Here is a 26,759-nt window from a genome sequence, read left to right on the forward strand (position 1 = left end):
CCGATGATGACCGACGTGCCGGATCCGATGTCCTACCTCGATGGCCGCGATGAGCGCGCACTTGCCGGTGGCGCAAAGGTGATCTGGAGTTGCGCGCTGATGCTCGCCTGCTTCATTGCCTGGGCGGCTTGGTTCGAGATCGTCGAAGTCTCGACCGGCACCGGCAAAGTGGTGCCCAGCTCGCGCGAGCAAGTCATTCAGTCGATGGAGGGCGGCATTCTCGAGCAGCTCAATGTCAGCGAAGGCGCTTTGGTCGAGCGCGGGCAGATCCTCGCGCAACTGGACCCAGTGAAGAACCAGTCCAACGTCGGCGAAAGCGCGGCCAAGTACCGCGCGGCGCTGGCCAGCGTCAACCGCTTGCAGGCCGAGGTCAGCGAAAAGCCCCTGACGTTTGACGCCTCGCTGCAAGAGTTTCCTGATCTGATCCGCGCCGAAACCGAGCTCTACCAGACCCGGCGCAAAGGTCTGGCGGAAACCCTCGACGGCATTCAGAGCTCGCTGAAACTTGTACGTAGCGAACTGGCGATTACCGAGAATCTGGCGAAGATCGGCGCCTCGAGTCGGGTTGAAGTGCTGCGCCTGACCCGTCAGCGTTCGGAGCTGGAATTGAAGGCCACCGAAGCCCGCTCCGATTACATGGTCCGCGCCCGCGAAGACCTGGCCAAAGCCAACGCCGAGGCGCAGATGCTCGAAGCGGTGATTCGTGGGCGCACCGATTCACTGTCGCGCCTGACCCTGCGCTCGCCGGTGCGCGGCATCGTCAAGGACATCGAGGTCAGCACTATTGGCGGCGTCATTGCGCCCAACGGCCAGGTCATGCAGATCGTACCGCTCGATGAACAACTGCTGATCGAGACGCGTATCTCGCCGCGCGACATCGCCTTCATTCACCCAGGCCAGGCGGCGAAAGTGAAAATCACCGCCTATGACTATTCGATCTACGGCAGCCTCGACGGCGAGGTGGTGACGATCTCGCCGGACACGATTCAGGACGAAGCCAAGCCGGAGATCTTCTACTACCGCGTGTTCATCCGTACCGCTTCGGATGAACTGCGCAACAAGGCCGGCAAACGCTTCGCCATCGTCCCCGGGATGATCGCCACGGTGGACATTCGTACCGGCGAGAAAACCGTGCTCGACTACCTGATCAAACCACTCAACCGCGCCCGCGAAGCGTTGCGCGAACGCTGATCAGCGGCTGGCCAGTTTGGTCGCTGGTGGCGCTGTGGGGGTGATGCTGGCCTGATAGCGCGACCACTCGCGATTGATCTCCGCGTACGGCAAAAAGATGCTTACGCGCGGTTGATCGAGCAAGTCCTTGCGCTTGAGGCGGCTGACATCATCGCGGGTGAGAAACGCCACGTTGATGCCAACCACTTTGCCATCGGCGGAAAACACCGGCCCGCCGGACATGCCTTTGGCCAGCGCGCCATTATGGGTGCCGTAGAGCACGTTGCCCTCTTTGACGTCGAGGCGAACCATGGCCGGCAGCGCCTGGCCGGTGCCCTTGACCGACATGTACAGCGAATTGAACCCCACCGAAGTCAGCTCCTCGCCCGGCTTGTAGCCGCGCCACGCCGGCACGCTATTGGCCTTGTGGCGGAAGAACTGCACGTCTGCCTGCCCTTGGAAAACCGTGCCCGACAAGTAAGGAATGTGCTTCACCGTCACGGCGAAGTCTTCGTTCCATTGCACAGCCGAACCCATCAGCAGGTAAGGCAAAGGTGCGCCGGAGTGGACGACAAAGGCTTGGTCTAAAACAGGATCCTGAACATAAGCGACTGGCATTCCATTGCACCCGCTGAGCAGCAACGACGCTGCAACAAGTGACTTGAGGGGGCGCATTTTCGGTACATCTTGAAGTGAGGAAAGGTGCTGCAATATGTCATTGCGCCATCACTTTTAGCAATAGGCTCAGCCTACCGCTTGTCGGCGTGCGATATAGTGAGTTAATGATTGGATCCAAGCAATTTCCCGGCAATGCACGCAATCAACAGCGAATGAACGCAAATGATCGCGATTGTCTTCAACCAGGTCGAGTGATCCCATGCTGACGAAGCTTGCGGTACAGGGTATTGCGGCTAATCCCCAGACGACGGGCAACTCGCGCGATATGCCAGTGTTCAGCTTCAATCAAGCTCAGCAGAGTTTGCCGTTCGGATACGCCCAGTGGATCGTCAACAGGTTGGTCGTCACTTGCGGGCAGTAACTCATGCACGTCCTCCAGCGTGACCCGGCCTTCCACTGCCAACGCCACCAACGTACGCAAACAGGTGCGCAGTTGCCGGACGTTGCCCGGCCAGGGCTGCGCCAGCAAGCGCTCTCGAACTCCCGATTGCAGCCGCACAGTGGCGCCCGCCGCTTCTTCGCGCAGCAGGAGGTCGAGCAGACGGCCCTTGTCGGAACGCTCGCGCAGCGGCGGCAGTTCCACGGCGAAACCGCCAATGCGATAGAACAGGTCCTCGCGCAGGCGTCCGTCGGCCACGCAGGCTGGCAGATTCTGGTGACTGGCGCTGATCAGGCGTACATCAAGCGGTCGCGGCGTTGCGCTGCCCAGCGGCACAACCTGGCGCTCTTCGAGCACGCGCAGCAGACGGGTCTGTAGCGCGAGGGGCATGTCGCCGATTTCGTCGAGAAACAGAATGCCGCCATGGGCCTGCTCAAGCTTGCCGACCATGCCGTCCTTGCGCGCGCCGGTGAAGCTGCCGCCGCGATAGCCGAACAGCTCGCTTTCAATCAGCGTCTCGGGGATCGCCGCGCAGTTGATCGCAACAAACGGCTGGCCGGCGCGCGAGCTGGCGCGATGCAGCGCTGCCGCAAAGGCCTCCTTGCCGGTGCCGGTTTCACCCTGCAGAAACACCGGCACGTCACGCTCCAGTACACGCAACGCGCGAGCGAATCCGCGTTGCAGGCGCGGGTCTTCCAGGCACACGCGCTCATCCTTGATTGGCGGGACAGGCGCAAGGGTCAACGGCGCGGAGCGGATCGGTTCGCGCAACTGGCCGTAGAACAAGCGCCCGTCGGCCAGGCGCATCGGCCAGCAGACGTGCGCCTGAGCACTGGCCTGCTCGAGCAACTGCCCCATCGGCGTTTCCAGCAGCATCGTCAACGACTGCCCGACCATCTGCTCGCGGCTCAGGCCCAACAGATCGAGCGCCGCCGCATTCACCGAACAGATCCGCGCACTCTCATCGAAGCTGAGCAGGCCTTCACCCAGCAGCCCGACAAACCCGGCGTCGGGATGAAACCGCAGCAAATAGCGCTGCGGATCGTGGCCAAGGAAAAACAGCTCTCGATCAACCTGGCCGACAGATTGGTCAGGGCCATGGCCTTGAAGCGTTGCTCAAGGCTGCTTTCCTCGCGCACGGAGGACAGGTTGAGCACCGCGAGCAACTCACCGCTGGCGTCGAATATCGGGCTGGCCGAACAGGTCAGGCCGACGTGCTGGCCACGGAAATGCTCGTCGCGGCGAATGGTCACGTGCTGGCGCTCGACCAGGCAGGTGCCGACGCCGTTGGTGCCCTCGTGCTCCTCGCTCCAGACCGAGCCGAGCCACAGCCCGGAGCGCTGGAACTCGCCGCGTTCGGCTTCGTTGAACACGCTGTCGATCGCCACGCCGCGCGCATCGGTGAGCAGCACGACATGGCCGTCACGTCCCAGTTGCTGGTGCAGGCTGTTCATCTGCCAGTGCGCAACGGAAATGATGTGTTCCAGCGGCGCACGGTGTTCGCGCAAACGCGCCTGTTCGAGCACATCCGGCGCGCGGCGGCTGGCCGGATCGAGCTGGTATTGATCCAGGCAACGCCGCCACGAACGGGTGATCGCCAGGTCCGCCGCCGCGCTGTGGCTGGCAACAGAGCCCTGCACGGCTTGCAGTACCTGGCGCGCGTGGGCGTTGATCGAGGCCGGTTTCATTGTTGTTGTTCTCCGCTTCGGTGAAGACACGGGTGTGTCCGCAGCTTAGATGAAAAGCTCGTTGCGGGGGAATTTCGCGCCGAGTGACACAGTGTCATCCGCGATTCTCGAATTTGTGACATGTCGCCTGTGCCAAGCCTTGTCGGCCTTTGCATCAAACGCTCTGGCCCGCGCCTTTCAAGGAGATGGCCCAAGCCTTGCTCTGATGCCATGGCTTACCAAAACAACAAGATCGGGAGTGGCCCCATGAACATCGCTATTGAAACCTCTTTGCAATCGCCAACAGCGCAACTCGCCGCTTGGGTCGAACGCCTCGGCGGACGTCTGGCGCAACGAGATGTGGACGGCACGCTGGAGCTGTTTGCCGAAGAATGCCACTGGCGTGACTTGCTGCTGTTCAGTTGGAACCTCGTCACCCTGGAAGGCAAACCGGCGATTCGCGACATGCTCGAAACACGCCTTGAGCAGACCCGGCCCGAACGCTGGCAACTCGAAGGTGAAGCCACGCTTAGCGATGGCGTGCTTGAAGGCTGGATGAGCCTGGAAACCGACTCGGCGCGCGGCAAAGGCTACGTGCGCCTGAAAGACGGTTTGTGCTGGACGCTGCTGACCACCATGCGCGAACTCAAAGGCTTCGAAGAACCCAGCGGCCGCCGCCGGCCGATGGGCGCGAGCCACGGCCATGCCCACGCTGACAAGCGCAACTGGCTGGAGCGCCGCCGCGATGAAGAAGCGGCGCTGGGCATCACCACGCAACCGTACTGCCTGATCGTCGGCGGCGGTCAGGGCGGGCTCGGCCTCGGCGCAAGGCTCAAACGCATGGGCGTACCGACGCTGATCATCGACAAAGCCGAACGCCCCGGCGATCAATGGCGCGGCCGCTACAAGTCGCTGTGCCTGCACGACCCGGTCTGGTATGACCACATGCCCTACCTGCCCTTCCCCGACCACTGGCCGGTGTTCACCCCGAAAGACCAGATCGGCGACTGGCTGGAGATGTACACCAAGGTCATGGAACTCAACTACTGGCCGCGCACTGAATGCCTCGGCGCTACGTTTGACGAAGAGACTGGCCGTTGGACCGTGGAGGTCCTGCGCAACGGCGAGCCCGTCACCCTGCAACCGACGCAACTGATCCTCGCCACCGGCATGTCTGGCGTACCGAATGTGCCGGTGTATCCAGGCGCCGAAAACTTCCAGGGCCAGCAACATCACTCCAGCCGTCACCCCGGCGGCGATGCGTGGAAAGGCAAGCGCGCAGTGGTCATCGGCGCGAACAATTCAGCCCACGACATCTGCGCCGATCTGGTGGAAAACGGCACCGAGGTGACCATGGTGCAACGTTCGAGCACGCACATCGTGCGTTCGGACAGCCTGATGGAACTGGTTTTCGGCGGGCTTTATTCCGAAGAGGCGCTCGAGTCGGGGCTGACCACGGACAAGGCCGACCTGCTGTTCGCCTCGATTCCGTACAAGGTCATGCCACAGTTTCATCGGCCGATCTTCGACGCGATCAAGGAGCGCGACAAGGACTTCTATGAACGCCTGAGCCGGGCGGGTTTCATGCTCGATTTCGGCGATGACGAATCGGGTTTGTTCATGAAATACGTACGCCGTGGCTCGGGTTACTACATCGACGTCGGCGCCTCGGAACTGATCGCCAACGGCACGATCAAGCTCAAGAGCGCGCCGGGCCTCGGTGTCGAACGCATCGAAGCGGATGCGGTGGTGCTCACCGATGGCAGCCGCTTGCCGGCCGATCTCATCGTTTATGCGACAGGTTATGGCTCGATGAACGGCTGGGCCGCGAAGCTGATTTCCCAGCAAGTCGCCGACAAGGTCGGGCGCTGCTGGGGCCTGGGTTCCGGCACCACCAACGACCCCGGCCCGTATGAAGGTGAACTGCGCAACATGTGGAAGCCGACCCAGCAGCAAAACCTCTGGTTCCACGGCGGCAACCTGCATCAGTCACGGCACTATTCACTGTATCTGGCGTTGCAGTTGAAAGCCCGTTTCGAAGGCCTCGACACCGATGTTTATCGCCTTGCAGAGCGCCATCATCTGGGCTGATTCCTCAAGTGGTCGTTCGTCGGTGCGCAGACCAAGCGCACCGGCGAACTGGAAAGTGCGTGCTAGGGTGTCTAGCCCAAGCACGTTTCAATCCAGGAAAAATGAGGAGGATTCATGCCACTTCATCCCATTCTGTTCATGGGCGGCTCCGGCGCCATCGGCCATCAGACGGCCCGCGCATTGCGCGCGGCGCATCCCGACGTCCCCTTGCTGATCGGCGGACGCGACCTCGCCAAGGCTGAGCAAACCGCCGAGCAAATCGGCAATGCCCAGGGTGTGGTCATCGATGCTCGCGCAGATGATCTGGGGCTGGGTGATCGCCCGGTCAGCGCCATCGCCCTGTTCTACATGGACCACGCCCTCGCCGGGCTGCGCTTTGCGCAAAAGCGCAAGGTGCCGCACTTGAGCATCTCTTCCGGCGTGTTCGAAATCGCCCCGCAGATCGCCAGTTTCATGCACACGCCTGACGCGTCGCCCATTGTCCTCGGCTACGAATGGATGGTCGGTGCCACCACCGTGGCAACGCTGCACCTCGCCAAGGCATTCGCCCGCGTGCACGACATCCACATCCATGCACTGGTCGACGAACAGGACGGCGGCGGCCCGACCGTGGCCGTCGATTTCGAGCACCTGAACAAAATGCTGCCCGCCGCGCTGACCCGCCGTGACGGCGAATTCATCTGGCGTGAAGGCGACGATGCCAAGGTCAGCTTCCGCGCCGTCGACGGCACCACCCTGCAGGGCGCCGGCTTCTCCTCCATCGACGTGACAGGCCTCGCCGCCGCCACCGACGCCCCGAACGTCGAGTTCAACCTCGCCAGCGGCGTCAGCTCGACCCGGCGTCAGGGTCAGCCGATGTCGACGGAGATACTCATCGAACTTGAAGGCACGGATCACGATGGACAGCCATTGCGCACCCGCCACGCCGTGGTTCACCGCGCAGGCGCAGCGGCGTTGACCGGGCTCAGTGTGGCCATGTTACTGGAGCGGCTGGTTGGGCTGGATGGGCAAGCGCCGGTAAGGCCGGGGCTGTATTTTCCCTATCAGTTGCTGGAGGCACAGGTGTTTTTGCAGCGGTTGAGAGAGGACGGTGGGGAGTTGATCGAACTACTTGAGTGAGACGGCGCACAGGTCACTCGACACTTGAACTGCTCGTTTGAGAGAGTACCGGTGCTGCCCGCCACTGCTCGCAAGGATTGATTGCCATGGATTGCATCCCCACGCTTTACACCCGCCGCTTGATCCTCACGCCGCTGCAACTGAGTGATGCAGCGGCGGTGCAACAATTGTTTCCGCAATGGGAGGTCGTGCGCTATCTCGACAGCCGCGTTCCGTGGCCGTATCCGGACGACGGCGCGCTTGTTTACGTCCGCGATGTCGCGCTGCCCGCGATGGCTGCCGCAAAGGAATGGCACTGGATGATCCGCACCCGCGTTCAGCCCGAGAGCTGCATCGGCAGTATCAGCCTGTTTGATCAACCGGGTAACCATCGAGGCTTCTGGCTCGCCCCACAGTTTCAGGGCAACGGCTACATGCGCGAGGCCTGCAAGGTGATCAATGCCTACTGGTTCGATACGTTGATGCGCCCATTGATGCAGGTGCCCAAGGCCGCCGCCAACCGCGCTTCGCGCAAGATTTCCGAAGATGAAGGCATGCGGATGGTTGAAACGCGGGACGGCCAGTTTGTGTCGGGGCCGATGCCGGTGGAGGTGTGGGAGATCACGCGCAGCGAATGGCTTGCCGAAGAAACAAACCGGTCAATTGATTGTTAGAGCCGATCAAGTGCTCAATCTTGCGTATATGCTGCTGTCTGCAAAATCAGGACAAGTACTCCCCAAACGTTCGAGACAGTAGAAATGATCTCCGATCCAGGAACACCAACGCTTGATCAACTGAAAGTATTTCTGACGGTTGTAGAAGTGGGCAGTTTTGCCGCTGCGGCCAGAAAACTGCATCGCGCGACATCGGTGGTGAGTTACTCCATTTCCAATCTGGAGATGCAGCTCGGGGTTTCACTGTTTGACCGCAAAACCACGCGCAAACCGCAACTGACGGAGGCAGGTCGAACCGTCCTGGCTGAAGCACGCACTATTACCAACGGCGTAAATGGGCTGCGCGCAAAAGTCTCCGGTTTGCTGCATGGGCTTGAAGCAGAAGTTCACCTCGCGCTCGATGTAATGCTCCCTGCCGAGCGAGTAGTCGATGCGTTGAGGACCTTCAGGGAAGAATTTCCCACAGTCACTCTGCACTTGCACATGGAAGCCTTGGGGGCAGTGACCCAACTGGTGATGGAGAAGAAAGCTGGAGTCGGCATCAGCGGTCCGCTGGACATTGGCCTGGACGGCATCGAGCGCATCGGCGTGGGCAGTGTTCAATTGATACCGGTCGCCGCGCCTGCACACCCGCTTGCAACCGAGTGTTCCAAATCCCTGGCGCTGCCAGAGAGTTTGTTCAATTGGTGCTATCGGATCGTTCAACGCTTACGGGTGACAAGGACTTTGCCGTCGTGAGCACTCGCACTTGGCGACTGGCGGATCTGGGCGCCAAACACATGCTTCTCAAAGAGGGCATCGGATGGGGGAATATGCCGGTGCCCATGGTTCAGTCTGACCTGGACGAAGGACGCCTGGTCGAGCTTGATATGCCCGACTGTAAAGGCGGCACCTATGCCTTCGATGCGATTTATCGAACCGACTCGCCGCCCGGTCCGGCTGGGCAGTGGCTGATCAAGCGGTTCGGCGAACAGCTCTTGCCGACGTAAGCAATTCAGGGAAAAGAGCAAAAATCCGACAGCCTGAGCAAGGCTGCCGGAGAGATGCATGTCAAAAAGCAGGAAAGTTGAATTGTCGAAAGCGACTGACAACAACTGCTTATCCTCTTTTGATCCCCGGAGGCGCCATGACCGCATTTCGAAAATCCGACTTCCCTTTGAGCGAGGTTCGCCAGCATCTGGAAACCGGCCCCATCGTCCTGGTGACCTCCGCCTGGCAAGGTGAAACCAACATAATGACCATGGGTTGGCACATGATGATGCAGTTCTCCCCCGCCCTGTTTGGCTGCTACATCTGGAGTGCAAACCACAGCTACGAGCTGATCCACAACAGCCAGCAGTGCGTCATCAACGTGCCCACCGTCGAATTGGTGGACCAGGCTGTTGCCGTCGGCAACAGCAGCGGTGGCGCCATCGACAAGTTTGCCCAATTTGACCTCACAGCCGCCCCCGCAGAACGGGTAAAGGCCCCGTTGATCAAAGAGTGCTACGCCAATTTCGAGTGCAAGCTGTTCGACTCCAATCTTATCGGCGAGTACGGTCTGTTCGTGTGGGAAGTGGTCAAGGCGCATGTGGCTACGTCGGTGAAAAACCCCAAAACCCTGCATTACCGCGGACAGGGGAAATTTATGGTGGCGGGCGAAACCCTGGATTTGCGCGATCAATTCCGCCCACAGAATCTGTAATACGACACTAATAAAAAAGCCGGAATGTTCATTCCGGCTTATGCGTCAGCGCTCGGGATATAACACCATGCCCGCGTGGTACAGCACGTTATCTCGAAACTCTCCGTCTGCGGTAAAGCCAGTATCGTCCACATACTCGATGTGGTCGCCTTCCAGCCAGTAGCGCCCTTGATAAGCGCTTTTTTGCCGACCGCGAGCCTCGTCATATCGCCCTCCTGGCAGCAACTCATGGCGAATATGACCGTCGGCTGTCACCCACATGCCAACGTACTTGCCCTGATCGCCGGCTGGATTTGCCGTGGCGTTTTCTTGCGCATCAGGGGTTACGCGAATTTCGACATCGGACATTTTAGAACTCCTGTTTTCAGATCATAGTTTCCTGCCGTTCAGCAGGATTTGAAGCAAGAGTAAAAAGTCGCGGCGCGGTGCCGTTATGCAATTCCTGCGCAGGTTTTGCCCAATGCTCCAGGCGCTCGCAGAACGTCTAAGCGAAGGACTACGCGAACTTCTGCAAAGGAGAGAAGGCCCGCGCATCTTTCAGCGCCCGTGCCCACCAGGCCAGCTGGATCAACAACTGCGCCATCGAAACCCGTGCTTGCGCAAAGTGCTCCAGTCCGAGGCCTTGTTCGAGACGCTCGGCAATCTCAGCGAACTTCACATAGCCACCAACAGGCATGGCCTGCAGCTTCAACAACTCGCATCCAAGCTCGTCGACCTCATCCTCCCCGCCGGTCGTGGTGCCATAACCAACAAATGAACAAGGTCGTCCCTGGAGGTGTTCAGGCCAGCGCGCCATCAAGACTTTCAATCCATGCTGGTAACCAAGGTGACGTGCGGGCACCAAGACGATATAGGCATCTGCTGCCGCTAGCGCTCTCAAGCACACTCGACGACCGGGTTGTTCCGAAAAATCGTCTATAAATCTCAGGTCAAACGGCTCTACCACGCTCAACGCAAATTCGCTGCGGTCTTGCACCACGGCGGTAATCCATTGCACCAACGCCGTGTCTACGCCGTTGGACTGGTTGCTGTTATGGATCAGTACTAATTGCAGTGTGTGAGTCATTTCAGCCTCCGAGCAGCTATCAACTTGGCAATGTTCTACGGTTAGAGAAAACAACGTGACAGCAAGAGCGCGATGGTTGGAAGTGGCCACTTCTTTGCTTGCAAAGTCGGCAACCGTTCCATATCGCGTTGGCAAAATATTAGGCGCGCGAAATGGTAGATAAACAGCCCGTGCCCAGGCACACGATTTATGACGTGAGTTCACATGCGACGACTGGATATCAATTGCTTCGCCGAGATGAGCGTGTTCGTTGAAGTGGTGGAACGCGGAGGTTATTCAGCGGCCGCAAGAGCTTGCGCGATAACCCCCTCTGCCGTGAGCAAGCTCATGACGCGCCTGGAAAGCCGTCTTGGCGCACGTTTGCTGAACAGGTCCACGCGCAAGCAACTGCTGACGCCAGAAGGAATGGCTTTTTACGAACGCAGCGTTGCCATACTGGCCGATCTTGACGAAGCGGAACGCGAAGCATCTGCCAGTTCTGCACCGCAGGGAGTGGTCAGAATCAGCTCTAATGTGGGTATCGGCCGCCAGCTTTTTCTTCCCATCATCAACTTGTTCATGAATCAACATCCTGGGGTCAGCGTCGAACTTTTCCTCACCGATGAGGTGGTCGATCTCATCGAAGCACGTGCGGATATCGCCATACGCACCGGAGCGCTCAAGAACTCCAACCTTGTGGCGAAACGACTCGGGCAATCCAGAGGGCTGATCGTAGGATCTCCTGACTACCTGGCGGCCAAGGGCACTCCGCTGGTGCCTCAAGACCTTGCCGATCACAACTGTCTGGGTTTCACCTTTTCGCCTCCCGCCATGGAGTGGGCCTTGCTCGACGAGAGCGGCGAGCAACGTATGTACCCGGTAAAAGGCAATCTGCGCGTCAGCGATGGCGACGCCTTGCGTGAATTGACGGTGCTGGGCGCAGGGCTAGCCAGGCTGGGGTTCTGCCAGGTTGCAGATGACCTGGCTGCCGGAAGGTTGGTTTGCGTCCTGCAACCATTCGTGCCTGCAAGCGTCACGGAGATTCATGCGATTTACGTCGGCCAAGGCGGACATCTGCCCGCACGCGTAAGAGCCCTGATGGATTTCCTCGCCGCCCATTTGCATGTTCATTGAACCGCAACGCGGGCAAAGGGCCGTTCCTTCAATGCATAGGCCAGCACAAGAGCCGCGGGCAAAGCAGCGCCCAGTAGGCACAGCCCTTCCCAGCCGACATACCGAATACCGAAACTTGCAACTGCGGAGCCAATAGCGCCGCCAACAAAGTTGATACTGATAAACACCGCGGTAATCCGTGAGTTGGCTGCTGGGGCCAGTTTGTAGATGACCGATTGATGGGTGATCTGCAAGCCCATTACGCCAACGTTCAAGGCCATTGCGGCAGCGATAATTATCCAGAGCCCTGTCGCCGCAAAGCTCAGCACTGCCCAGGCCAGTATCATCAACGAGGCCAACCCGAATGCCAGCGCGTGCCGGTAGCCATGATCACAGAGCCGGCCAACCACACCGGGAATCAACGCGCCAGTCACTCCCGTGAGCCCGATCAGTCCGATGCTCGAAGTCGAAAAATTGAACGGCGGTTGCGACAACAGTATTGGTAATCCAGTCCACAACATGCTGAAGCTGGCCATTCCCAGCGCACCGTAAAGCGCCCGGCGAGCAAGCGCTGGGTACTCGAGGATGAGTTGCCACAACGAGCGCATCAACTGCTCATAACGCACGGGCTGGCCTCGGCGCTCGGGCTCGGTTGGCAAGGTGATTCTGAGCAGCATGAGCAGGATCAGCGCCGCGCACCCGGCGCTGGCGTACACCAAGCGCCAACCTGCCGCGTTGCCGATACCGCCGGAGACCAGCCACGACAGCGGTATCGCGAGCAAGGCCCCGGTCATCACCACGCCGATCACTTGACCGCGCCGATGCTCGGCTGCGATGGACGCTACATACGGCACAATCAACATGGCAGCGGATGCCGTGACTCCACTGATCAACACTGCGGCGCAGAACAGCAAGAAATTCGGGCTGGCCGCAGCCACAAGCAGCGCTAATGCGTTGATGGTAAACATCCGGCTCAGAAGCGCTCTTCTTTCGAGGACGTCACCGAGCGGGACGACCAGCACAATGCCCAGCGTGTAGCCAAGTTGAGCGCAACTCACCAGCAGGCCGGACGTGGCAAGCGGAATACCAAATGCCCCCGTTACCAACGACAGGATCGGCTGCAGATAATAGAGATTAGCGATCATGGCCCCCGCTGCGAATGCGCAGAGCCACATGAAAGGTCGGGACGGGGACGACGAATTCATACAAATACTCCTCGGTAAATGCCGTTCAAAATTGGGCGAGTCAACTCACTCGCCCAGTTTTTCCCGCACCGCGTCGTCCCCGTTAACTCACTCCTCTCAGGTGTTTGCCTGATTCTGTAGCGTCCATGCCATCAGTGCGGGCTTCGCCTGTCAGGCCGTCGGGAAGTCCGCGCCACGGGCGGTAGACTCCCATGCGCTGAACTCGCGGCCCATGGCGGCAAGCTTCGCCTGCGCTGCCTCATAGGCTTCATTGCCCAACAGCAGGCGCGCCGGCGGCGCTGCGCAGGTAACCGCGGCGTAGATCGCCGCTGCCGCCCTGTCTGGGTCGCCAGCTTGATTGCCAACAGATTGCTGGTACGCGCGCATCGCAGCGCCGGCGGTTGCCTGATAATCCTCGGCCACCGTTTGCGCAGCGCCCGAAGACCCCGCCCATTGGGTTCTGAAGGCGCTGGGCTGAACGGTCATCACGCCGATACCCAGTGGCGCAACTTCGGCGCGCAGACTTTCCGACAGGCCCTCAACGGCGAACTTCGTCGCGCAGTAGTGGCCGACCGCTTCGAACCCGACCAGACCGCCTACCGATGTGAGGTTGACGATCATGCCGGTGCGCCGCTTGCGCATGCCAGGCAGTACCGCGCGAATCATATGGGCCGTGCCGAAGTAGTTGACCTCGAACATCCGCCGAACAGCCCCATCGTCGCTGTCTTCTATCGATGAGAAATAGCCGACGCCGGCGTTATTGATCAGCACGTCCACTCGCCCGAAGCGATGCTCGGCCGCCTGTACGACCTGCATCGCCTGCGCCGGATCGGTCACGTCCAGAGGCAGAATCAAAGCGTCGCCGAGGGCGGCCAGATCCTCGATCTGCTGTGTGTTGCGCGCCGTGACCACCACACGCTCACCCTCATTCAGCAGCGCCGTGGCGATGTGGCGACCGAACCCGGTGGAACAGCCTGTAACCAACCAAACCTTAGTCTCGTTCATTGCAGTACTCCTCTAGATAGCGGCGGTTCAGGATTCGGCTGAACCGCGTTCGAGACCAACGTACCGAATCCGCCCCGCCACTGTTATCCGATTAATCCGCGACATTTGCCTGATCCTGCTCCCCAACACACGTCGCTGACCACAGTGGAAGGTCCACTTCGATTTCTGCTGCATTTCTAGTTTTTCGAACCTGATCATCGAAACTTGTCGGCTATTGCGCAAAGCCTCGCGATGACATCATCTGCTCCACAACGGCGCTTCATGGTGAAGCGCTGAAATCAGCGGAATCCACGTCATGTCCCACGCAGCCACAATTTCCAGCGTCACTGCTTCAACGTCTTCCAACCTCAACAGCACCGTTTCCTTGATCGGGCGGATTCTTCTGAGCGCGATCTTCATTCTTTCGGGCCTGTCGAAAATCGCGGCACCGGCCATGATGATTGGCTACATCGGCTCTGTCGGGTTGCCTTTTCCCGAACTGGCGTTGGGCGTGGCGATTGCTGTCGAGGTTCTCGGCGGCGTAGCGTTGATCGCCGGTTATCGCACACGTACCACCGCAGCGCTGTTGGCGATTTTCAGCGTACTGACCGCACTGATTTTCCATAACGCCCTGGCGGACCAGAATCAGTTCATTCACTTCTTCAAGAATATCGCCATGGCCGGTGGGCTCTTGCAGATCGTTTCTTTCGGCGCAGGGCGTTTCAGCCTCGACGCACGTCGCCACTAATCGAATCGCCGGCACGTCCATTCCTTCCGACGAGCCTTGACCATCACAACGGAGAGAATCATGAAAGCGATCCAAGTCGCGCAGTACGGCCAGGCAGAAGCGCTGGAGCTCAAAGAACTTGCGGATCTGAAACCCAATGACGATCAGGTGTTAATCAATGTTGCCGGTAGTGGGATCAATCCAATCGATTGGAAAATCCTCTCCGGTGCCATGCAGCAATTCATTCCTCTGCCACTGCCCTACACGCCTGGCGTGGAAGTCTCAGGCACAGTCGCCGCGGTGGGCAGGAATGTCAGAGATTTTGTCGTTGGCGACAAGGTGTTCGGGTTTATCGGGATTACCGGCGGATATGCGACCCAGGCCCTCTCAACGCCAGATCGTCTGGCCCACACGCCGACAACCCTGTCGTTGCAAGAGGCCGGCGGCGTGCCGGCGGCAGCACTGACTGCTTGGCAAGCTCTGCATGAACACGCCGGAATTCAGGCAGGTCAAAAAGTCCTCATTCACGGCGGCTCAGGTGGCGTGGGCAGCTTCGCAATCCAGCTCGCCCGCCTTGCCGGTGCTTATGTGATCGCGACCAGCTCTGCGAAGAACCACGACTATCTGCGTTCACTTGGCGCCGATGAGGTGATTGACTACACCACGGCTAAATTCGAAGACAGCGTTGCTGACCTCGATGCGGTCATTGATCTGGTCGGCGGCGAAACTCAGAACCGTTCATGGAGTGTGATCAAGCGCGGGGGCGTTCTGGTTTCCCCCGTAAGCGCACCCTCTGCACAGAAGGCAAGCGAGCACGGTGTGAGTGGCAAAAATTTCGCCACCCGCTCCGATGGCAGCCAATTGGCCGAGATTGCCGCGCTGTTCACATCCGGCAAGCTCAGCCTTGAGGCTCAAGTGGTACCGCTGACAGAAGTTGTCGACGCGGTTAAACAAAGCTGGGCCGGACACACCCGGGGAAAAATCGTGCTCGATGTCAGCGCTCAGGCCGAATCCTGAACCAGATCGCATACATCGCCGGCAGAAACACCAGCGTGATGATGGTGCCAACAAACGTGCCACCGATCAGCGTGTACGCGAGCGTGCCCCAGAACACCGAGTGGGTCAGCGGAATGAACGCGAGAATCGCCGCCAGCGCGGTCAACAACACCGGCCGCGCCCGTTGCACTGTCGCTTCGACCACGGCATGGAACGGCGCCAGCCCTTCCTGTTCGTTGTGATGGATCTGCCCGATCAGGATCAGCGTGTTGCGCATCAGAATCCCCGACAGCGCAATCAACCCGACCAGCGCATTGATGCCGAAAGGCTGGTTGAAGATCAGCAGCGTCGGCACCACACCGATCAAGCCTAACGGCGAGGTGAGGAAGACCATGATCATCGCCGAAATCGAGCGTACCTGAACGATGATGATGAGCAGCGTCATGGCGATCATGATCGGCAGCAACGGCAGAATCGCTTTGCCGGCCTTGCCGGATTCTTCGATGGCGCCCGCCTGTTCAATCCGGTAGCCGGAAGGCAGGTTTTCGATGATCGGCTGCAACTGCTGGATGATCGCGCCGGAAACGTCCGGTGGCTGCAAACCTTCGGAGATGTCGCCACGGACGGTGATGGTCGGCGTGCGATCGCGGCGGCGCAGGATCGGGTCTTCCATGCGCACTTCGACCTCGCCGATCTGCGACAACGGGATGCGCTGCCCCGCCGCACCAACCAGGGTGAAGCCTTCGATCTGCGCCGGGTCCAGGCGGATATTGCCCGCCGCACGACCGACGACCTGCACGGAACGGATGTCCTCGCGAACCGCCGTGATCGGCACGCCGCTGAGCAGAAATTGCAACTGCTGGGCGACTGCGCTGGACGTCAGCCCCACTGCCTGCAAGCGGTCCTGATCCAGGTTGAAATGCAGCGTCGGCGTCAGCGGCCCCCAGTCAGTGTTGACGGTTCTCATCATCGGGCTGTCCTGCATCACCGCCCTGACCTGCTCGGCGATGTCGCGCAGCTTTGCCGGATCCGGCCCCATCACCCGGTAGGCCACCGGGAATGGTGAATACGGACCGAAGACGATTTGCGTCGCACGCACACGGGCCTCCGGGGCAAGCCCTGCGGCGACCGCTTCGCGCAAACGCAACTTCAGAGTTTCACGGGCTTCCTGGCTCTCGGTCAGCACGACGATTTTGGCGAACGATGGATCCGGTAACTCCGGCGCCATCGCCAGGAAAAACCGAGGCGCACCCTGACCGATATAGGCGGTGACGATTTTGGCCTCTTCCTGCTTGTGCAGCCAGGCTTCGACTTTGGCCGCAGCGGCGCTGGTCTGCTCGATGGAAGTGCCGTAGGGCATCTGCACTTCGATCATCACTTCGGGGCGGTCCGAGGTTGGAAAGAACTGCTTCTTCACCAGCCCCATGCCTGGGATCGCAACAGCAAACAGCGCGACCACCGCACCGGCCACAAGCCATTTGCGCGTGATCACCCACGTCAGGATCCGCCGGAAGCGGTTGTAGCGCGGCGTGTCGTAGATCGCCGCGTGCCCGCCTTCGACTTTCTTGATGTCCGGCAACAGCTTTACGCCCAGGTACGGCGTGAAAGCCACGGCGACGACCCACGAAGCAATGAGCGCGATGCCGACAATCCAGAACATGTTGCTGGTGTATTCGCCCGCCGTTGATTGCGCGAATCCGTTGGGCAGAAAGCCAATCGCCGTGACCAGTGTGCCGGCCAGCATCGGCGCTGCCGTATGACTCCAGGCATAGGCCGAGGCCTTGATGCGGTCGTAGCCCTCCTCCATTTTCACCACCATCATTTCAATGGCGATGATCGCGTCATCGACCAGCAAGCCGAGCGCCAGAATCAGCGAACCCAAGGTGATCCGGTCAAAGTTCTTGCCGGTGGCCGCCATCACCACAAACACGATCGCCAAGGTCAAGGGCACCGCCGCTGCGACCACCACGCCGACACGCCAGCCCATGCTGAGAAAACACACCAGCATGACCACCAGCAGCGCGACAAAGAACTTGACCATGAACTCGCCGACCGCCGAGTCGATATTCACCGCCTGATCAGTGACTTTCGAGAGGGTCATGCCCAAGGGCATTTCTTCGTTGATCCTGACTGTCTCGGCATCCAACGCCTTGCCCAGATCGAGACCGTTCCAGCCCTCGCGCATGATCACGCCGAGCAATAACGCTTCTTCGCCGTTGTTGCGCACGAGGAAGGTCGCCGGGTCTTCGTAGCCGCGTTCGACCGTGGCCACGTCAGACAGTTTGAGTGTTCGTCCCTGCGCCACCACAGGCGTGTCACGGATTTTCTGCAGCGTGTCGAACGCGCCGTCGACGCGCAAAAATACCTCCGGCCCTTTGGTTTCGACCGATCCGGCGGGGGTCAGCACGTTCTGATTGTTCAGCGCGGCGAAGATGTCCTGTGGCGCCAAGCCCAGCGTCGCCAACCGATCATGGGAAAACGAGACGAATATCCGCTCGGCCTGCTCGCCGATGATGTTGACCTTTTTCACCCCCGCCACGTGCAACAGGCGCTGGCGTAACGTCTCCGCGTCGCGTACCAGCAAGCGCTGCGGCTCGCCCTTGGCTTTCAAGGCGAACAGCGCGAAGGTCACGTCGGAGAACTCGTCGTTGATCATCGGCCCGATGACGCCCGCCGGCAGTTTGACCGCTTCATCGTCGAGCTTCTTGCGTGCCTGGTAGAACTCTTCCTGCACCTGCGATGGCGGTGTGCTGTCGAGCAACGAGACCACGGTGAATGCCAGTCCCGGACGCGTGTAGGTTTCCGAGCGGTCGTACCACTTCAGTTCCTGCAAACGTTTTTCGAGGGGTTCGGCGACCTGATCCTGCATCTCTTGCGCGGTCGCTCCCGGCCACGCGGTGATGACGGTCAGCTGCTTGACCGTGAACGGCGGATCTTCCGCCCGGCCCAATTTGAAGAACGACAGGACGCCGGCCACGGCGATCAGAAAAATCAGAAACACCGTGATCGCACGTTGGCGCACGGCGATAGCGGAAAGGTTGAACCGGTCCTCGCTCATGGACGACTCCCGCCAATCTGGCCGTCGTCGCGGGCAAGCAGGCGCACTTCTTCGCCATCACGCAGCAGATGCGCGCCCAGCGCGACAATCGGTTCACCGACGTTGAGCTGGCCAGCGACACGGGCCGAGTCATCGCTCAAGCCCAGCACCTCGACCGGGCGCCAGCTCACTGTCGCCGGTGTGCCGGCGATGACCCACACGCCGGGGCCTTTGCCCGGGTCGTAGATCGCGGCGACGGGCACCTTGAGCGCCTGATCTGGCGAAGAACCCTGGGCAATTTCGACGGTGACCGTCGAGCCGATTGGCGCATTGGCCAAACTGCCTTCGAGCACATAGCGCGCCTCGAAGGTACGAGTTGTGCTGTCGGCCGAATCGGAAAGCAGACGCAGTTTTGCGCTCACGGCAGCCGACGTATCGCCATACAATTTTGCCTGAGCGGTCGAGCCCGGCGCGGGGCGCAAGGTCTCGGGCAGATGGACGATGGCCTCCCGCTGACCGGCCCGCGCCAGCCGCACCACCGGTTGTCCCGGGCTGACGACTTGCCCGGGCTCGGCGAGGGTTTCCACCACCACGCCATCAGCGTCCGCCAGCAAAACCGCGTAACCCGAGGCGTTGCGCGCTACGTCCGCTTGCGCCACAGCGGCATTGAGTTGCGCCCTGGCGGTGTCGGCTGCGGCTTTGAACTGATCGTAGGCCGATGCCGAAATAGCGCCGGCGGCGACGAGTTTGCGATTGCGCGCTTCGTCACCGGCAGTCTGTATGGCTCGGGCGCGAGCGGCGCTCACCGCTTCTTGCTGGGCTCGCGCCTGCAGGCCGAGGTCGATCGGGTCGAGGCGCATCAGTGGCTGGCCGCGCTTGACCGTCTGCCCGGTATCGACCAGACGCTCGAGCACCTTGCCCGAAACGCGAAAGCCCAGATCGCCCTGCACTCGCGCCGCCACGACACCGGTGAACGATCGGGAGCCGTCTTCTGCAGGCTGCACCGCCGCCGACCTGACAAAGGGCGCCAAGGTACGCGGATCCTGCGCGGTGGAAGAATCCCCGCACGCCGTCAGGGCCAAGGGCAACAAACATACCGCGAGGGGGAAAGGTCGGAGCCGGCGCATGGAATTCCTTCACTGAAAATAGGATGATCATCATATTCTCAGTCTTGTGACCAATATCGTCAACAGTCACAGAGTCACCGGCCCGATGTTCAGCGCTGAATCAGAAGCGATAGCTGACAGAAGTACCGAGCCCGCTGGCGCTGTTCTTGTATTTCGCGCTGTACGAACCCCGGTACGCAGCACTGAAATAACCAAACTGCGGCGGCCATGTTGCCCTAGTGACCATGCCAGTCAACAGTCACGATCAGAACAGCGGAAATGTCGTTGCGTCAGGAACAGGATGGGGTTGGGGCGACTGATCCGAGTATTCGGATCAGCAGAGGGTCAAGGCATCAAGCTGCGCAAAATGAGGTTCGAAGTCAGCGTCGGCGCCACTTCGATAAAGTCGAGGTTGTGTTGCAGCATCAGTGGATTGACGAAGGGCCGCAACGCCAGGTGGATCGATTCGACCGTCTCGTCCAGCGGCGTCCTGCGCTCGAACTCACCGGCCTCGCGCCCTTCACGGACAATGTCGGTGATGAAACGCTTGATCTGCGCATCGTAACGCTGCGCACTCGGCCAGTTCTCACCCGCTGCAAACGCAGCAATGTCGTAGAGCTTGCGGTCGTTGAAAAACAGGTTCACGCCCGTGGCGATCACGGTTTTCACCAAACGGCGGAAACGCTCGGTAGGCGTCAGGTCTTCCTCGTTGATTGCCTGCTCGACCGCCGCAACGATTTGTCCCAGACAGTTAGCGCAGATGGCTTCGCCAATCGCCTGCTTGGAATCAAAGAATTTGTAGATGTACGCCTTGGAGAAACCGATGGCCTTGGCCAGATCGGACACCGTGGTCTTGGCGTAGCCGTACTGGCTGAAATGCTCGTTGGCAGCCGCGACAATCTGATCACGAATGTCGTGATCGACTGGCCCACGCGGGCCGGGGAAAGATGGGGAAACTGAGGACTGGTTCATGTCGGCAGCTTACTCACCCGCCCGCCGACTGACAACGTGTGACACATTCTGAATATCACCACCCATCCACTGTGGGAGCGAGCCTGCTCGCAATGACACCCGCCCAAACGACACCAATCCCCCCAAACCGGCGCACTACCCGGCCTTACTGATCGCGGAAAATCTGATGCGAGAACAGCCATGCAGCAACATCCCGACAATGATCAGCGCCCCCGCCCGCAACCACGTTTCCCACCCCTGCTGACTGAGCAGCACCAGACACGAAACGATCGCAAGCACCGGAACGAAGGTCGGCACGCGAAAGTGGTCCTCCTTTACCCTGTCGCGACGAAGAACCAGCACCGCCACATTGGTACTCAGAAAAACGAACAGCAACAGCAAAACCACCGTCTCTGCCAACGTTGCCAGCGTGCCTGTGAGTGTCAGGGCAATAGCGACCACGGTAGTTGCAACAATGGCAGCCCATGGAGTTTTTCGTTCAGGCAGCACCGCACCCAAAACACCCGGCAACAGCCCCAGATTCGCCATGCCATAGGTCAATCGGCTGGCCATGATCATGGTTAACAGCGCACCGTTGGCCACAGCAATCAGCGCAATGAAAGAGAACAGTGCCGGCGGGATTGCGAGGGTCGATGCGCGGACAACTTCGAGCAAAGGCGCCGACGTGGCCACCAACTTCTCGGTAGGCAACACCGAAGAAGCCGCCACACCCACCGCCATGTAAACCACGCCAGCGGTGAGCAAAGCGGCGAACAAGGCACGCGGGTAAACCTTGCGCACGTCTTTGATTTCCTCGGCCAGATTGGCCGAAGTTTCGAAACCGACGAAAGAATAGAACGCGAGCAACGCCGCCCCCAACACCGCCAGCATGGGACTGACGCCCGGTTTGAACGTGAGCGTCCGCCCCAGATCCGCCTCACCTGTGCGGAAATACCAGACCGCAGCCACGATCACCAGAATCAGCCCGGACAGTTCAATCACGGTCATCACCAGATTTGCCCCAAGCGACTCCTTGATCCCCCGCGCGTTGAGCAGGCCGATAGCCAGAAGAAACACCAGGGCTGCAATCTGCGGCGATACGTCGACGAAGGCGTTCAAGTAATCACCGGCAAACGCCAGCGACAAACCCGCTGCACTGGTGACCGCAGCCGCCAACATGCAAAAACCGACCAGGAAGGAAATGAGCGGTGACTTGAAGGCCTTTTCCGCGAACACCGAAGCCGCGCCGGCGTGGGGATATTTGGTCACCAGCTCCGCGTAGGAACCCGCCGTCAACATGGCGAAGAACAATGCGATCAGCAGCGGCACCCAAATCGCGCCGCCCACCTCCCCCGCGATCGTTCCGGCGAGTGCGTAAACGCCCGCCCCCAGAACATCGCCGAGAATAAACAGAAACAGCATCGGGAAAGTGATAGCCCGGCGCAGAGAAGTTTTATCAGTGGGAGCCGTCACGGTCATTCCTTGATTCAGGTGGGTAGGAGCTGGAGGGTTGTCACCTCAAACAATGGAAATGGCGCCGAAAGCAAAGTTCAAAATGTGTGACCGCCCGACTGGCACGACGCTGTAAACGTTGCCCACTCGACACCTGTGGGAGCGAGCCTGCTCGCGAAGACCCCAGCCCGATCAACACGAAACCTCAGCCAAAACCAATTCCCTAAACACCCCGTTTAAAACCGACATCCAGACTGTTCCAGCAAGCTACAACGCCTTGCGCCATTGCCTACGACTACGCCAGAATCCGCCGGCTTGTGCGCCTCGGGCCGTGGTTCTATCGTTGGCCGGTCACTGAAAACCAGTGATCGGGTTTGGTAGCCCGGGTATACGAGGTGCGCAATGACACCGTTTGGCGAAGTTTTCGCCTGGCTTCTATGGTGGCTATGCGCAGGGCGCTTTCGAGCGCGCCGGTTTTGCCTCGTGTCCCGGTCTACCAACCTGTGCATGGCCGCCACCCTTCGTTTGGTAGCGAACGGGTGATGGCTCCTTTTAAAGCGGCACGAGGAGAAAGATCATGTTCAAAGTCACGCCCAACCCGCCACAGTCAGACCCAACCTCCCCCTACGAATCCCTCGACTCAAAAAACTCCACGAAGCCGCCGACCGCGCCCTCGACCACTACCTCAAACCCAGCGACACCCTCAAAACCACGCCCTACCAGACCAGCAGCATGTTCCTCGCCAACCCGAAAACCGCCACTGAAGAACTGCTGGTCAACGCCAGCGAATCGCTGGGCTCGGCTTCGGTGATGTTGAGTGATGTGATCGGGATGGTTGAAGGATCTGCGCGCAAGACACTGCAAGGTATCGCGCAGGTCGTCATGCTCGGCGAGCTCGCGGTTAATCAGGCGTTGGATAACGTCGTGCCGGTCGAGTAATTCTGCGGATGCAGGCGTTCGCTAATGCCTCGCCCCCATCGCGCTCCTCGATAGCCCAGCCTTGCGCTGGGCTTTTTGCTCGTCAGTGGCAGTGGTAGTCGTTGTCGTTGGTTTTATGGTTGCGATGGCAACCCTTTGCATCAGTGCCACCGCTGTGCGCAAACGGCCTTATGCGCTCAGGCCAATCCAGCCATGAAAGCCGACATACAGGCCAACGCCAATGATCAGCACGCTGGACAGGTAAGGAGCGCGGCGCGCTACGGTTCCCAGCCACGGCCAGCGATTGGAAGCCTGTCTGGCACCAATGGCCGCAGCGGCACCGACAGTGACCAAAGTCAGCGCCAGGCCGATACTGAAACACAGGACGAGCATGCCGCCGAGCGCGACTTCTTTGACTTGGAGGCACAGCAACAGAACAGTGATGGCAGCCGGACAGGGAATCAGGCCGCCAGTCAGCCCGAACATGACGATCTGACCCGTGGTCACTTCGCGGTTGGTGAAGCGCTTACGGATGTCGTTGGCATGAGCACGTTCGTGCGCATCCTGATAGCCATCAATCGACAGCTCCAGGCCTTCGAGTTCGGAATGCGCATGCCCGTGATCATGCTCCTGGAACGTCAGGTCGTAATCATGCGAATGCCCGGCATGTCCAAGGCTCAAGCGAGCGCTGAACTCGTGCGGTTCCGGAATATCCACCGTCGACTGCAGAAAGCCTTCGCGCTCGACGAACGCGAACGATTGGCTGCTGCCGTCCGGACGCGTCGTGGTCAGGCGAACATCCGAGGCTGCCCAGGCGTGTCCGCTCAAGGTCTTCAGGCGCCAGTGCGGTGGCATGCCTTCCTCGAAGATCGACAGTTCAACACGGCCATGGCCGGTATCTATTCGGTGCGTTTCATCATGATGACCATGGTCGTGTTCGCCGTGATGGTGATCATCGCTTTGCTCGAACTTGAACATCTGCTCACCGCGCCAGGTACGCCACAGCATCCACAGGGCAATCGCGATGATCAGTGCAGAGGAAGCAAGCTGGAAATACGGCTCAGTGGTTTGAGCATCCAGGCCTTTGCCCAGGTACATGCCGCCGATGGCGACCAGCCACACCACGGCGGTGTGCGAAAGCGTTGCGGCCAACCCCAACAAAACAGCCTGTTTGACCGAGCCACGGATGGCCACGATGAAGGCCGCCATCATGGTTTTCGAATGACCTGGCTCCAGGCCATGCAAGGCGCCGAGCAGAATCGCGCTCGGGAAATACAGCCAGGCGTGAGCCCCGCCTTGCTGCAACAGTTCAGCGAAATCGGGCATGTCAGACCTAAAGGTACTTGGTGATTTGTTTGAAGGCTTCCAGCGGTGCGCGCTCGCCATTGCCTAGCGCTGAAACGGTATCTTCGAGGCAGTGGTCGATGTGATCCTGGATGAGCGTGCGTTTGGCCTGGCAGATCGCTTTCTCTACCGCATGAAGCTGCTGGGCGATATCCACACACTGGCGCCCTTCTTCGATCATGGTGATGATGCCGCGCAAATGCCCGTCCGCCCGCTTGAGGCGTTTGATGATCGCCTCATGGCTTTGGTGGGTGTGGGGATGGCTGTGGTCGTGTTCGTGTTCACTCATGAGTTGAGTCTCAGGGCTCGATGAATCGCTGGCATCCTATCCCCCCAGGGGGGATTAGGCAAATCGCTTGAACGCCCTGTCAACGTGTTGAAACCTTTAACGCCATGTTCAGCAAAACACTGACAACGACGGTAGTAATCGCGCTTGCTCTCGCCATGTTCATGGCCTGGGTCGGGCATACCTATTCGTTGTCAGTCACCTCGGGGCAGCCAGCCTGGGAGATCGCTCAGGACGTCCACCATTCTCACGGCGAAGAGTCGTCATCCAGCCACGACCGGCGATTACCTGAGCGTCAAACAGTAGTCCGGAACACATGGAAAACGAGGCCGCAAATGCGGCCTCGTTTTTTCTGCGCGAAGAAAAGTGCTGGATTCAAATTCCACAAATGTCCGTGCGCAGCCGCCAGGCGTCTTTCGCTGGTGGCATGCCGAACAGACGGGCGTAGTCTCGGCTGAACTGCGAGGGACTTTCATAACCGACTGCATATCCCGCCTCTGCGGCATCGACCGCTTCGATGACCATCAGCCGGCGTGCTTCCTGTAGCCGCAACTGGTTGCGAAACTCCAGCGGGCTCATCGAGGTGATCGCCTTGAAATGCGTATGAAAAGAAGAACGGCTCATGCCGGCGATTTCGACGAGCTCATCTATCCGACACGCTTCGTTGTAGTGGCTGCGCAGCCAGGCAATAGCCTTGGCGATCTGGTTCAAGCGGCTGTCTGCTTGTGCCATCTGCCTGATGATGCTGTTGCCGTTTTCGGTTAGAAGGCGATAAAGCATTTCGCGGATCACCAGCGGAGCGAGCGCTTCGATATCCCATGGCCTGTCGAGCAGCCCGGCCAGCCGAACCGCAGCATCCAGCAGTTCTGGAGTCGTATCGTTGAGCGTAATGCCTGCCGGCGGTGCACTGACGCTCTCTTCTCTTAGCGGATGGCGCAGCGCAAGGTCGCTCAACACAGTGGTATCGAGATCCAGCGCCAGGCACAGATAAGGGACACCCTCACTCGCCTCGATGACCGAGCCCATCACCGGAAGGTCTACCGATGCAATCAGGTACTTGGCCGGATCGTAAACATAGACGGTAGTACCCAGCATCGCTTGTTTACGTCCCTGAGCGACAAGGCAGAGTGTCGGCTCGTACACCACCGGCATAGGCATCGTGGGCGTAGCCGAGCGAATCAGACTGACACCCGGGATCGCGGTGCTGTGAATGCCGTCATCCCGGACGTGACGACCAACGATATCGACAAGCTTTGAAAGGGAATTCAAACACAACTCCATAACGTGGGGATGCGGCGGTTAGACATCTGGTATCGGATGATCAAGCAAGAAATCAGGACGATCCTGCAACAGCCCTCCTCCGCTCATAAGTCACACTTCAGATGAAGCCCAGAGGTACTGCCGGCCAAACCCGCGCCGATTCTTTGCCAAAGCCCCATATAGAGCAACGGCGCGGGAAAACGCAACTAGCGGCTTACAGATAACAACAACGGCCCATCCAACTCGACGGGGCTCATCGGACAGATTAAGGAGCACAGGAAATGACGCTTGTTCAACGCCTCTCTACAGCGCTAGCACTGGTCCTCACCACACTCATCGCAGGGCCGGCGCCCGCCGTGGCCAGCGAACCGACTACGGAACGCAATCGCCAATTCATTGCGCAAGCGTTCAACCAGTGGGCTCAAGGCGGCCGGACGTTCTTCACAGATGTCCTGGCTCCCGATGTGATCTGGACAATCAAGGGGACGAGCCCCTCGGCGGGTACTTATCGCGGCCGAGATGACTTCCTGAAACGCGCAGTCCAACCCTTCGCAAAACGGCTCGCCTCGCCCGTTCGCCCGACGGTGACGGATATCTGGGCTGAGGGCGATGACATCGTCGTGCACTGGGACGGCACCGCCACCGCAGCCGACGGCGCGCCTTATCGCAACAGCTACGTATGGATCATGCGCATGCGAAATCTGCAGGCAGTTGAAGTCATTGCCTTTCTCGATCTGGTGCCTTATGACGACGTAATCAGACGAATTCCGGTTAAAGCGGGCGATCTTGAATAGATAAGACCGCCAGGATCGACTGGAGGATCTGCTCGCGAGACGCTGCGAGATCTTACGTAGGTGGGCATGTCAGCGAATGTCTGCTTTCGGCCAGTAGCGGGCGTAAAGGTTCGGGGCTAAT

Annotated in this window: 21 protein-coding genes and 3 pseudogenes; 11 read left to right on the forward strand and 13 right to left on the reverse strand. The window is 59.8% G+C overall.

The features are described 5' to 3' along the window. The first annotated feature begins 3 nt into the window (after positions 1–3). Complete coding sequence (locus tag ACZZ0K_RS12125) at positions 4–1,191, forward strand: HlyD family type I secretion periplasmic adaptor subunit (protein ID WP_374046352.1); 1,188 nt, start codon at positions 4–6, stop codon at positions 1,189–1,191. Here the strand turns inward: ACZZ0K_RS12125 and ACZZ0K_RS12130 are convergent, their stop codons facing one another. Both ACZZ0K_RS12130 and ACZZ0K_RS12135 read right to left on the reverse strand, forming a co-directional pair. Next, positions 1,192–1,845, reverse strand: a complete 654-nt coding sequence (locus ACZZ0K_RS12130; protein ID WP_463559116.1) for a trypsin-like peptidase domain-containing protein — start codon at positions 1,843–1,845, stop codon at positions 1,192–1,194. Between the two features lie 181 nt (positions 1,846–2,026). Then, a pseudogene (locus ACZZ0K_RS12135) lies at positions 2,027–3,915 on the reverse strand (sigma-54-dependent Fis family transcriptional regulator). A 246-nt stretch (positions 3,916–4,161) separates the two neighbouring features. Between ACZZ0K_RS12135 and ACZZ0K_RS12140 the strand changes: the two are divergent. The 5 genes and pseudogenes from ACZZ0K_RS12140 (at position 4,162) to ACZZ0K_RS12160 (ending at position 9,441) form a co-directional block, all read left to right on the forward strand. Next, positions 4,162–5,985: an NAD(P)/FAD-dependent oxidoreductase gene (locus tag ACZZ0K_RS12140; RefSeq protein ID WP_122601619.1), complete on the forward strand. Its 1,824-nt coding sequence runs from the start codon at positions 4,162–4,164 to the stop codon at positions 5,983–5,985. A 114-nt stretch (positions 5,986–6,099) separates the two neighbouring features. After that, entirely contained in the window at positions 6,100–7,104 is a 1,005-nt protein-coding gene (locus ACZZ0K_RS12145) for an NAD(P)-dependent oxidoreductase (RefSeq protein WP_252879962.1), read from the forward strand. Positions 7,105–7,190: 86 nt separating this feature from the next. After that, positions 7,191–7,757: a GNAT family N-acetyltransferase gene (locus tag ACZZ0K_RS12150; protein WP_258708025.1), complete on the forward strand. Its 567-nt coding sequence runs from the start codon at positions 7,191–7,193 to the stop codon at positions 7,755–7,757. A gap of 84 nt (positions 7,758–7,841) precedes the next feature. Beyond that, positions 7,842–8,746: pseudogene (locus tag ACZZ0K_RS12155) on the forward strand (LysR family transcriptional regulator). 137 nt (positions 8,747–8,883) lie between these two features. Beyond that, positions 8,884–9,441, forward strand: a complete 558-nt coding sequence (locus ACZZ0K_RS12160) for a flavin reductase family protein (protein ID WP_463559117.1) — start codon at positions 8,884–8,886, stop codon at positions 9,439–9,441. 45 nt (positions 9,442–9,486) lie between these two features. Here ACZZ0K_RS12160 and ACZZ0K_RS12165 read toward each other — a convergent pair whose 3' ends face one another. Together ACZZ0K_RS12165 and ACZZ0K_RS12170 are read right to left on the reverse strand one after the other, a co-directional pair. Then, positions 9,487–9,702 (reverse strand): Atu4866 domain-containing protein, encoded by a 216-nt coding sequence (locus ACZZ0K_RS12165; RefSeq protein WP_056786820.1) that lies wholly within the window; start codon positions 9,700–9,702, stop codon positions 9,487–9,489. Positions 9,703–9,937: 235 nt separating this feature from the next. After that, on the reverse strand, positions 9,938–10,507 hold the full coding sequence (locus tag ACZZ0K_RS12170; RefSeq protein WP_016774391.1) for an NAD(P)H-dependent oxidoreductase: 570 nt from the start codon (positions 10,505–10,507) through the stop codon (positions 9,938–9,940). Between the two features lie 204 nt (positions 10,508–10,711). Between ACZZ0K_RS12170 and ACZZ0K_RS12175 the strand changes: the two genes are divergently transcribed. Continuing rightward, positions 10,712–11,620, forward strand: coding sequence for a LysR family transcriptional regulator (locus ACZZ0K_RS12175; protein ID WP_258708024.1), 909 nt, complete (start codon positions 10,712–10,714; stop codon positions 11,618–11,620). On the opposite strand, the gene ACZZ0K_RS12180 is transcribed toward ACZZ0K_RS12175, so the two are convergent. Together ACZZ0K_RS12180 and ACZZ0K_RS12185 are read right to left on the reverse strand one after the other, a co-directional pair. After that, positions 11,614–12,804 carry an MFS transporter gene (locus tag ACZZ0K_RS12180; RefSeq protein WP_056785053.1) on the reverse strand — a complete coding sequence of 397 codons (1,191 nt, stop codon included), beginning with the start codon at positions 12,802–12,804 and terminating at the stop codon, positions 11,614–11,616. The two genes, ACZZ0K_RS12175 and ACZZ0K_RS12180, sit on opposite strands and share 7 nt — an antisense overlap. Before the next feature lie 150 nt (positions 12,805–12,954). Beyond that, positions 12,955–13,788 carry an oxidoreductase gene (locus ACZZ0K_RS12185; protein ID WP_056785051.1) on the reverse strand — a complete coding sequence of 278 codons (834 nt, stop codon included), beginning with the start codon at positions 13,786–13,788 and terminating at the stop codon, positions 12,955–12,957. Between the two features lie 295 nt (positions 13,789–14,083). Here ACZZ0K_RS12185 and ACZZ0K_RS12190 point away from each other — a divergent pair, with 295 nt between their 5' ends. Together ACZZ0K_RS12190 and ACZZ0K_RS12195 are read left to right on the forward strand one after the other, a co-directional pair. Continuing rightward, a complete protein-coding gene (locus tag ACZZ0K_RS12190; protein ID WP_082228565.1) occupies positions 14,084–14,515 on the forward strand; it encodes a DoxX family protein in 432 nt (143 codons plus the stop codon). 60 nt (positions 14,516–14,575) lie between these two features. Continuing rightward, positions 14,576–15,511: an NADP-dependent oxidoreductase gene (locus ACZZ0K_RS12195; RefSeq protein WP_056785049.1), complete on the forward strand. Its 936-nt coding sequence runs from the start codon at positions 14,576–14,578 to the stop codon at positions 15,509–15,511. On the opposite strand, the gene ACZZ0K_RS12200 is transcribed toward ACZZ0K_RS12195, so the two are convergent. The 4 genes from ACZZ0K_RS12200 to ACZZ0K_RS12215 all read right to left on the reverse strand — a co-directional run bounded on the left by ACZZ0K_RS12200 (position 15,489) and on the right by ACZZ0K_RS12215 (position 22,063). Continuing rightward, on the reverse strand, positions 15,489–18,548 hold the full coding sequence (locus tag ACZZ0K_RS12200) for an efflux RND transporter permease subunit (protein ID WP_258708022.1): 3,060 nt from the start codon (positions 18,546–18,548) through the stop codon (positions 15,489–15,491). The genes ACZZ0K_RS12195 and ACZZ0K_RS12200 overlap by 23 nt on opposite strands. Further along, a complete protein-coding gene (locus ACZZ0K_RS12205; protein WP_258708021.1) occupies positions 18,545–19,654 on the reverse strand; it encodes an efflux RND transporter periplasmic adaptor subunit in 1,110 nt (369 codons plus the stop codon). Before ACZZ0K_RS12205 ends, ACZZ0K_RS12200 begins: the two co-directional genes overlap by 4 nt. A gap of 324 nt (positions 19,655–19,978) precedes the next feature. Continuing rightward, entirely contained in the window at positions 19,979–20,605 is a 627-nt protein-coding gene (locus ACZZ0K_RS12210) for a TetR/AcrR family transcriptional regulator (RefSeq protein WP_016774383.1), read from the reverse strand. Positions 20,606–20,740: 135 nt separating this feature from the next. Further along, the gene (locus ACZZ0K_RS12215; protein WP_258708020.1) at positions 20,741–22,063 is read right to left on the reverse strand and encodes an APC family permease; all 1,323 of its coding nucleotides are present in this window, start codon (positions 22,061–22,063) and stop codon (positions 20,741–20,743) included. Between the two features lie 550 nt (positions 22,064–22,613). On the opposite strand from ACZZ0K_RS12215, the pseudogene ACZZ0K_RS12220 reads away from it, so the two are divergent. Then, positions 22,614–22,975 (forward strand): annotated as a pseudogene (locus tag ACZZ0K_RS12220) (DUF6124 family protein). A 168-nt stretch (positions 22,976–23,143) separates the two neighbouring features. On the opposite strand, the gene ACZZ0K_RS12225 reads toward ACZZ0K_RS12220, so the two are convergent. The 3 genes from ACZZ0K_RS12225 to ACZZ0K_RS12235 form a co-directional block, all read right to left on the reverse strand. Continuing rightward, positions 23,144–24,280: a nickel/cobalt efflux protein RcnA gene (locus ACZZ0K_RS12225; protein ID WP_150742637.1), complete on the reverse strand. Its 1,137-nt coding sequence runs from the start codon at positions 24,278–24,280 to the stop codon at positions 23,144–23,146. Between the two features lie 7 nt (positions 24,281–24,287). Continuing rightward, entirely contained in the window at positions 24,288–24,587 is a 300-nt protein-coding gene (locus tag ACZZ0K_RS12230) for a metal-sensing transcriptional repressor (protein WP_016774379.1), read from the reverse strand. Between the two features lie 372 nt (positions 24,588–24,959). Further along, positions 24,960–25,853 carry an AraC family transcriptional regulator gene (locus tag ACZZ0K_RS12235; protein ID WP_258708018.1) on the reverse strand — a complete coding sequence of 298 codons (894 nt, stop codon included), beginning with the start codon at positions 25,851–25,853 and terminating at the stop codon, positions 24,960–24,962. A gap of 272 nt (positions 25,854–26,125) precedes the next feature. On the opposite strand from ACZZ0K_RS12235, the gene ACZZ0K_RS12240 reads away from it, so the two are divergent. After that, positions 26,126–26,638 (forward strand): nuclear transport factor 2 family protein, encoded by a 513-nt coding sequence (locus ACZZ0K_RS12240; RefSeq protein WP_463559118.1) that lies wholly within the window; start codon positions 26,126–26,128, stop codon positions 26,636–26,638. Positions 26,639–26,759 lie beyond the last annotated feature (121 nt).

The organism is Pseudomonas sp. AC255 (assembly GCF_979258175.1).

What these genes read in the sequence shown, in the direction of transcription:
- ACZZ0K_RS12125 (WP_374046352.1), top strand. Translation starts at nt 4, where the DNA reads ATGATGACCGACGTGCCGGATCCGATGTCCTACCTCGATGGCCGCGAT.
- ACZZ0K_RS12130 (WP_463559116.1), bottom strand. Translation starts at nt 1,845, where the DNA reads ATGCGCCCCCTCAAGTCACTTGTTGCAGCGTCGTTGCTGCTCAGCGGG.
- ACZZ0K_RS12140 (WP_122601619.1), top strand. Translation starts at nt 4,162, where the DNA reads ATGAACATCGCTATTGAAACCTCTTTGCAATCGCCAACAGCGCAACTC.
- ACZZ0K_RS12145 (WP_252879962.1), top strand. Translation starts at nt 6,100, where the DNA reads ATGCCACTTCATCCCATTCTGTTCATGGGCGGCTCCGGCGCCATCGGC.
- ACZZ0K_RS12150 (WP_258708025.1), top strand. Translation starts at nt 7,191, where the DNA reads ATGGATTGCATCCCCACGCTTTACACCCGCCGCTTGATCCTCACGCCG.
- ACZZ0K_RS12160 (WP_463559117.1), top strand. Translation starts at nt 8,884, where the DNA reads ATGACCGCATTTCGAAAATCCGACTTCCCTTTGAGCGAGGTTCGCCAG.
- ACZZ0K_RS12165 (WP_056786820.1), bottom strand. Translation starts at nt 9,702, where the DNA reads ATGTGGGTGACAGCCGACGGTCATATTCGCCATGAGTTGCTGCCAGGA.
- ACZZ0K_RS12170 (WP_016774391.1), bottom strand. Translation starts at nt 10,507, where the DNA reads ATGACTCACACACTGCAATTAGTACTGATCCATAACAGCAACCAGTCC.
- ACZZ0K_RS12175 (WP_258708024.1), top strand. Translation starts at nt 10,712, where the DNA reads ATGCGACGACTGGATATCAATTGCTTCGCCGAGATGAGCGTGTTCGTT.
- ACZZ0K_RS12180 (WP_056785053.1), bottom strand. Translation starts at nt 12,804, where the DNA reads ATGAATTCGTCGTCCCCGTCCCGACCTTTCATGTGGCTCTGCGCATTC.
- ACZZ0K_RS12185 (WP_056785051.1), bottom strand. Translation starts at nt 13,788, where the DNA reads ATGAACGAGACTAAGGTTTGGTTGGTTACAGGCTGTTCCACCGGGTTC.
- ACZZ0K_RS12190 (WP_082228565.1), top strand. Translation starts at nt 14,084, where the DNA reads ATGTCCCACGCAGCCACAATTTCCAGCGTCACTGCTTCAACGTCTTCC.
- ACZZ0K_RS12195 (WP_056785049.1), top strand. Translation starts at nt 14,576, where the DNA reads ATGAAAGCGATCCAAGTCGCGCAGTACGGCCAGGCAGAAGCGCTGGAG.
- ACZZ0K_RS12200 (WP_258708022.1), bottom strand. Translation starts at nt 18,548, where the DNA reads ATGAGCGAGGACCGGTTCAACCTTTCCGCTATCGCCGTGCGCCAACGT.
- ACZZ0K_RS12205 (WP_258708021.1), bottom strand. Translation starts at nt 19,654, where the DNA reads ATGCGCCGGCTCCGACCTTTCCCCCTCGCGGTATGTTTGTTGCCCTTG.
- ACZZ0K_RS12210 (WP_016774383.1), bottom strand. Translation starts at nt 20,605, where the DNA reads ATGAACCAGTCCTCAGTTTCCCCATCTTTCCCCGGCCCGCGTGGGCCA.
- ACZZ0K_RS12215 (WP_258708020.1), bottom strand. Translation starts at nt 22,063, where the DNA reads ATGACCGTGACGGCTCCCACTGATAAAACTTCTCTGCGCCGGGCTATC.
- ACZZ0K_RS12225 (WP_150742637.1), bottom strand. Translation starts at nt 24,280, where the DNA reads ATGCCCGATTTCGCTGAACTGTTGCAGCAAGGCGGGGCTCACGCCTGG.
- ACZZ0K_RS12230 (WP_016774379.1), bottom strand. Translation starts at nt 24,587, where the DNA reads ATGAGTGAACACGAACACGACCACAGCCATCCCCACACCCACCAAAGC.
- ACZZ0K_RS12240 (WP_463559118.1), top strand. Translation starts at nt 26,126, where the DNA reads ATGACGCTTGTTCAACGCCTCTCTACAGCGCTAGCACTGGTCCTCACC.